This window comes from Aquiflexum sp., from assembly GCF_041751335.1.
In the GTDB taxonomy this organism is placed as follows: domain Bacteria; phylum Bacteroidota; class Bacteroidia; order Cytophagales; family Cyclobacteriaceae; genus Aquiflexum.
Genome location: NZ_JBGSXS010000271.1, coordinates 1 through 6,942, shown reverse-complemented (window position 1 = coordinate 6,942; position 6,942 = coordinate 1). Strand labels below are relative to the sequence as shown.

Sequence of the window (6,942 nt, the reverse complement as noted above, 5' to 3'; positions counted from 1 at the left end):
GAGCTTTTGCCTGAATTGAGGGATATAGGAATGGTCACTGATGCCCTTTGGACCGATGTGGACAATGACGGGATTCTGGAACTGATTATTGTTGGTGAATTGATGCCTATCACTGTTTTCAAATATCAGAACGGTAAATTTCAAAAGCTCAAAGGCACAGGCCTTGAAAACCACTTTGGATGGTGGAACAGTATTGTTGCGGCTGATTTTGATGGGGATGGGGATATGGATTATATCGTTGGGAATATGGGTGCTAACAATTACCTCCATCCCTCCTTTGATAGACCGGTCACCGTGTATGCCAAGGATTTTGACGGAAACCAAAGTATGGATCCTATTACATTTGCCTATTTTAAAAACAACCATGGAAATTACGAGTCATTTCCAGTCCATTATTGGGATGACCTATACGGCCAAAGTACATTATTTAGGAGAAAATTTGCAGGATATAAATATTTTGGTAATGCAACAGAAAAGACTTTGTTTACAGATGATGAATTAGTGGACGTCTTCAAACTTAAGGGCAATTACGACAGAAGTAGCTATGTGGAAAATCTTGGAAATGGAAAATTCAAAATCCATGAATTGCCCATATTGGCCCAACTTGCTCCGGTAAACGGAATGGTCGTTGATGATGTCGATGGAGATGGAAATTTAGATGTATTGATGGTTGGCAATGATTATGGGAATGAAGTCTTTCCAGGCAGGAGTGATGCCTTCAATGGGCTATTGCTATTGTGTGATGGGAAGGGAGGATTTGAAGCAATCCGTTCTCATGAAAGTGGGTTTGTTGTTCCGGGAGATGGCAAATCCATGGCGATTTTAAGGGGAGTTGATGGCAAGCCATTATACTTGTCCACACAGAACAGGGGGAAGTTACTGATTCATCAGACCGTTGCTCTAAATGAGACCCGCTCCTTTATTCCTCCAAAAGGAATACACACAGTTTTGATAGAATTTGAGAATGGAAATACCCAAAAAATTGAAATTTTCAACCGTTCTGGATTTTATTCCAATTCAGGTATGTCTATCATAATTCCTGGAAACACAGTCTCGTTGAAAGGTGTGGATTATAAGGGAAATGTAGTGGATTTGGAATTTTGAAGAGACAGCGATTTTTATATCTATAGAGACATTAGAAAAAATTTCCTTACTAATGTTTTTTTATAGTCTTGATTTAGTCCATTATTTATATTCATCATAGATTGCGTCAGAAGAGGAATATCCTTTAAAAAAATCAGTTAAAGCTTTATCCTTAAAATTTATATCATCTTCGGCCTCGATATCTTCCATAAGAACAATGACCCTAATTGCTTTGCCTTGTTGATAATCCAATTTTGCCCGTATAGCAGCTGGAATGTCAATTTTGTTATTCTTGATTTTTGATTTAAACTCTACCGCTTTCATATTTTTCCCTTTTAACAAATATACTCAAAATCTCCTTTTATAGTTTCAGTCAATGAAATATCAAACCTTACCCTTTAGTTTAACATAAATCACTTCATTTCAATGATCAGATAATTTTCACTTGTACAACTCCCTAGCATCCGCCTCACAAATATCCACCATCAATTTCCCCACCTTCACACAGATATCTTCAAAATATCTTTTGCCCTTTTCAGCAGTTGCCTTTTTAGGATTGCCGATTCCGGTATCTTCAGTTACCTGAGACCACTTTCTTTCAGCCCAAGCCCATTTTTCTTTAAGGCCTGGGATCATTGACTTTTTCTCTTTCCCTTCTCCGGCTTCTTCAAGAGGCAACATCAATTCAGGTTTTAAGTGCAAGATCAAACTGCTTTCCATTTCATCGGCATGATCTCCTTCAATTTCAAAATACTTGGTTTTGTCCAATGCCTGAAACCAATTACAGGTCATGAGCATCATTTCAGGGAAAATCAAGCCCAATTCCCTTAACATGGTTTTGAAATCATTGCCACCATGACTGTTCACGATCAGGAATTTCTTAATTCCTTGTCTGTCCAATACAGTCAGGATGTCTTTGAGAATAGCCATTTGAGTACTTGGGTTCATATTGATATCCAAGTAGATATCACTTTGACCTGTATTTACACCAAATGGAATAGTAGGCAGAATGACAACTTTCGCACCTTTTTCCCATGCATATTTCCCTGCACCTGCCGCGACAGCATCTGCTTCAAATATATCTGTGCCATAGGGCATGTGATAATTATGTGCCTCTGTGGCACCCCAAGGTAAAACCGCAAGTTCAAATCGAAAATCCTTTAGATTTTTCCAGTTATTTTCTGCAAGTATGTATGGTCTCATTTTTGTTTTTTTTAGAAGCGAGAGATTAGAAGCGAGATGCGAGAGGCAAGAACCAAGATTCAAGACAAAAGACATAAGACACAAGAATCTGTCAAACTGGGGTCAATTCTTCCAGCTAGAGATTCTCCGAAATTCTGTGGGGCAGGCTTTCACTTAGCAAAATAGGTTATTTTTTAAATTCAAAGATCCCCAAGCTTGTTTTTAATGATAGTCGATCATAAGGTTTTACGGGACCTAACATCCGTCATCCCTCATCGGTCATCTGACAAATTCATATTTTATTCTTTATTCCTTATTCATCACATCCCTAACTTCTTCAAAAAAATCAACGATGCCAAATATATTTATCCGATTTTTTTTGAATCTTTATTCCTGAATAAATTTTATGTTTTTAGCTCAAAAAAATCAACATGTCTGATCGAAGATCATTTATTAAGAAATCGCTTATTTCCTCAACCATACTTTTGCCTTCAGGATTATTGGAAGCATGTGCGAATCCTATTCAAGAAAGCACCAATGAAAAATTCAAGCCACTGATTCTTTCCACATGGAACCATGGCATGCCTGCGAATGACAAGGCTTGGGAAGTGCTGATGGAAACGGGGAGCTTGATTGATGCTGTGGAGGAAGGTGTGAAAGTGACTGAATTGGATATGGATAACCTTTCCGTTGGTCTTCAGGGATTACCGGATAGAGAGGGGATACCTACATTGGATGCATCCATTATGAAAGGTGATGGGTCATGTGGCACAGTGGCCTTCGTCCGGCAAATAAAGCATCCCATTTCGCTGGCAAGAAAAGTGATGGATGAAACGCCACATGTCATGTTGGCTGGGGAAGGTGCCCGTCAATTTGCGATTGCTCAGGGTTTTCCATTGGAATCTGAAACATTAAGTCCCAAAGCAGATGAACTGTATCAAGAGTGGAAAAAAACATTATTGTACAAACCCATCATCAATATAGAAAATCATGACACTATTGGCATGATTGCACTTGGTGCTGATAGAAAACTTGCCGGTTCATGTACTACCTCCGGTCTTGCTTATAAAATGCACGGACGGGTGGGGGATAGCCCAATTATTGGTGCAGGCTTGTATGTAGATGATGAAGTCGGCGCGGCCACTGCAACTGGACTTGGCGAATCTATTATCAAGATCTGCGGGAGTTTTTTGATTGTGGAATTGATGCGTCAGGGCAGAACTCCCCAAGAGGCCTGCGAAGAAGCAGTCAGAAGGCTGATTGCTAAAAATAAGGGTATAGAAGATATTCAGGCAGGTTTTCTTGCCATTAATAAAGAGGGGGAATACGGGGCCTATGCTGTTCATCCGGGTTTTAATTTTGCCAGGCACCATAGCAACGGAAAAGACCTAGTCGATTCAAAAAGTAAATTTTAAAAAGATGTATATTTTATTGGAAGCTCCCGTGTTTACGGTGGAAGCGGGATTGAAAGCAGCCGAATATGGCGTTGATAGGCTGGAGCTCTGTTCTGATTTTGGGGAGGGGGGAGAAACCCCAAGTGCCGGAGCTTTGGCTTTTTTAAAGGAAAAGGTCCAGATTCCTGTTTTTGTCATGATCAGACCGAGAGGTGGGGATTTTGTATATTCCCCTGAGGAATTGTATGTCATGAGAAAAGATATTGCCTTCCTAAAATCGCACGGTGCAGATGGATTTGTGTTTGGCGCATTGGACAAGAATGGCCATGTGGATAAAGAGGCCTGTAAATACCTGATGCATGCTGTTGAGGATTCTCCATGTACTTTTCACAGGGCTTTCGATATCAGCAAAGACAAAGACAAAGCCATTGAGGACATTATCTCCTGTGGCTTTCAAAGAATACTCACCTCCGGTGGTGAAAATGATGTTTCTAAAGGAATGACCAAAATCCGAAAATGGCTGGATCAGGTATCAAATCAAATCATAATCATGCCAGGAGGAGGGCTTAAATCAGCACATATTACAGATTTGAATAATTTTGGAAAACTTAAAGAAGTTCATGCAAGCTGTAAGGCTTTTAGACCTACAGAAAGTAATTATTCTCACCCCTCGGTTTCTCTCTCAAATGATCCAAATGCTTTCAAACAAGTTCTCACAATTGACAAGTCGTTGGTCAATGAATTTTTGACTGAAATCAAAAACAATCAGGCAAAGTAAAATTATGTCCAAAGGATTTTCCAAGTTAAAAGTATCGATGAATAGCACTGGAATTATTGTTTTTTCTTTTGTCATTTTTGTGCTTTTTTATTCTTGTTCCCAAAAATCCCCAACAAGTAAAGAGGACTTTGAAATTTTGGAAGGCCTGGGCAAACAATCCCTCGAACTGTCAGGCAAGGAACTTTCTGATATGTATTGTGGTGCCTGTCACCTTAACCCACCTCCATTACTGCTTAATAAAGCTACTTGGAAAACATCAGTGCTTCCTGATATGAGAAGGAGAATGGGATTAATAACCGAGGATGATTTTGGTGTTGCCATAGGCGAAGATATAGATGCTCCGCCAGGGATTTATGCTACAAAAGCCTACATCACCCAAAAGGATTGGAATCTCATTGAGGCCTATTACTTAGATCGAGCCCCTGAAATTCTTCCTTCAATACGAAATGATCCTGACTTAGAAATTGATCGTGATTTATTTGAAATTTCGGTTCCTCAAACCTCAAATAAAAGACCGAACCTGACCACACTTTTGAAATGGCATAAGGAAGAAGGAGAGCTTTACCTTGGAGATAGGGCAAATAGACTGTTTAGGTTTTCAGGCTCAGATTTAAAGGTTATTGATTCTATTAAAATATCTTCTCCTCCCTCGGACATCAGGTTTAGAGAGCAAGGAGGTTTTGATTTGTTGACAATGGGTGTGATGGACCCTTCCAATTATTCCATAGGAAAGTATTCCTCCTATGATTCATTTTCCCAAGAGTCCTATATCGTTAAAAAGGACAGTTTGACAAGACCTGTTCATTTCACATTTGCTGACCTTAATCAGGATGGTCAGGAAGATGTCATTATTTCAAATTTCGGGAATCATGTTGGCAATTTATCTTGGTTGAGGAATTCATCATTAGGATATCAATCCCAATTGATCAACAATAGGCCTGGAGCAAGGAAATCAATAATTTACGATATCAATAAAGATGGATTACCTGATCTGATTGTCCTGATGACACAGGCCAGGGAGGGTGTTTATGTTTATATCAATTTGGGGAATGGAAGCTTTAAAGAAGAAAACTGGTTGAGCTTTCATCCTGTATTTGGCAGTTCTGATTTCGATTTTATAGATATGGATGGTGATGGTCATAGGGATATCGTTTTGGTAAATGGAGACAATGCTGATATATCTCCGATTTTAAAACCCTATCACGGTCTTAGAATTTTTTTAAATGACGGAGACCATAATTTTAGAGAATCATATTTTTATCCCATGCACGGGGCCACTGCCCTTTTGGTGGAGGATTTTGATCAAAATGGAAAAAATGATATTGCTGTGATTTCTTATTTCCCGGACCCTAAAAATGAACCCCTTCAAAATTTTCTTTTTTTCAGGCAAATCGATAAAATGAAATTCAAAACCTTTTCATTTCCGGAACTTGGCAAATGGTCTTATCTCACCATGGAAAAAGGGGACATCAATGGAGACGGTAAAACGGACATTGTTTTGGGAGCATTTGATTTCAAAACATTATACTCCAAAACACCTGATAATTGGGTGCCATTCGTACTCTTGGAAAACAAGATATCTTTAAAATAAAATTTTTCATTAAAATAGTTCAATCCTTTTTTCAGGTTGGATAATCTAATAATCTAAACTTTTATATGGTATATTTATTTTTTTTGAAAATTTGATTTTGATGTCTGAGATTTTTGGATTAAATTATTCCTCTCACTAAAAATGTATTTTGCTATGGTAAAAAGCTTTCAAGGCGTAAGAGTGGTTGAACCCAAAAAAACTGCAGCCCCAATTTTAGTAAAAGATCATATGAGCACCAATCTTGTCACTTTTCGTCCTAGTGATACGATTGACCATGTTCTTGACCTATTGACCAAAAGGAAAATATCTGGTGCGCCTGTTGTCGATAGTGATGGAAGTCTGGTCGGTATCATATCAGAAGTGGATTGTCTGAAAGAAATCATTAAGGGAAAGTATTCTAATACACCCACTTTTCCGGGAACAGTGGAAGAACACATGACCAAAAACGTAATGACACTTTCGCCGGACTTATCCCTTTTTGATGCTGCTCAAAAATTTCTTGATCATAAAATCCGAAGGTTCCCCGTGATGAAAGATGAAAGATTGGTCGGTCAGATCAGTTTGAGTGACATCATCAGGGCGTTTCCCAAATTGAGGGAGACAACCTGGTAACCATATTATATCTCAATCCTATCAACCTTGGTGGAGAAATCCGCCAAGGTTTTTTAATGTTTCCCAGTGTGACAAGCAGTATGGTCACATTTTTTATAATCAGCCTTTTTCTTATTATATCCTGCGCGTTGAATACAGATTTGTAGGGGAACTGCCTCCCGGTGGTGAAGGATGGGCGTTTAGGAATTCAGGGGCTCAGGATCCTGCTACTATGCTCAAAGACCAGGATTTCCCAATTTCCATCGAAGGCCAATTGTTGGACCGAATTGGATTCGGTGTTTTTCGTTCCGCGGAATAAAGAA

General features: G+C 39.0%; 7 protein-coding genes and 1 pseudogene. 6 read left to right on the top strand and 2 right to left on the bottom strand.

Annotated elements, in window-relative coordinates; translation table 11 throughout:
* Positions 1-1,104 (top strand): FG-GAP repeat domain-containing protein (locus ACEW8U_RS14865; protein ID WP_373522838.1); only part of this gene is annotated, 1,104 nt, incomplete at its 5' end.
* 81 nt (positions 1,105-1,185) lie between these two features.
* On the opposite strand, the gene ACEW8U_RS14860 is transcribed toward ACEW8U_RS14865, so the two are convergent.
* Together ACEW8U_RS14860 and ACEW8U_RS14855 are read right to left on the bottom strand one after the other, a co-directional pair.
* Entirely contained in the window at positions 1,186-1,407 is a 222-nt protein-coding gene (locus ACEW8U_RS14860; RefSeq protein WP_373522837.1) for a hypothetical protein, read from the bottom strand.
* Positions 1,408-1,524: 117 nt separating this feature from the next.
* Complete coding sequence (locus tag ACEW8U_RS14855; RefSeq protein WP_373522836.1) at positions 1,525-2,286, bottom strand: creatininase family protein; 762 nt, start codon at positions 2,284-2,286, stop codon at positions 1,525-1,527.
* A gap of 410 nt (positions 2,287-2,696) precedes the next feature.
* On the opposite strand from ACEW8U_RS14855, the gene ACEW8U_RS14850 reads away from it, so the two are divergent.
* The 5 genes and pseudogenes from ACEW8U_RS14850 to ACEW8U_RS14830 form a co-directional block, all read left to right on the top strand.
* The gene (locus ACEW8U_RS14850) at positions 2,697-3,680 is read left to right on the top strand and encodes an isoaspartyl peptidase/L-asparaginase family protein (protein WP_373522835.1); all 984 of its coding nucleotides are present in this window, start codon (positions 2,697-2,699) and stop codon (positions 3,678-3,680) included.
* Between the two features lie 4 nt (positions 3,681-3,684).
* Entirely contained in the window at positions 3,685-4,437 is a 753-nt protein-coding gene (locus tag ACEW8U_RS14845; protein ID WP_373522834.1) for a copper homeostasis protein CutC, read from the top strand.
* 4 nt (positions 4,438-4,441) lie between these two features.
* The gene (locus tag ACEW8U_RS14840) at positions 4,442-6,028 is read left to right on the top strand and encodes an FG-GAP repeat domain-containing protein (RefSeq protein WP_373522833.1); all 1,587 of its coding nucleotides are present in this window, start codon (positions 4,442-4,444) and stop codon (positions 6,026-6,028) included.
* A 153-nt stretch (positions 6,029-6,181) separates the two neighbouring features.
* Positions 6,182-6,640 carry a CBS domain-containing protein gene (locus ACEW8U_RS14835; RefSeq protein ID WP_373522832.1) on the top strand — a complete coding sequence of 153 codons (459 nt, stop codon included), beginning with the start codon at positions 6,182-6,184 and terminating at the stop codon, positions 6,638-6,640.
* Between the two features lie 70 nt (positions 6,641-6,710).
* Positions 6,711-6,899 (top strand): annotated as a pseudogene (locus ACEW8U_RS14830) (DUF1080 domain-containing protein); the annotation flags it as partial.
* Positions 6,900-6,942 lie beyond the last annotated feature (43 nt).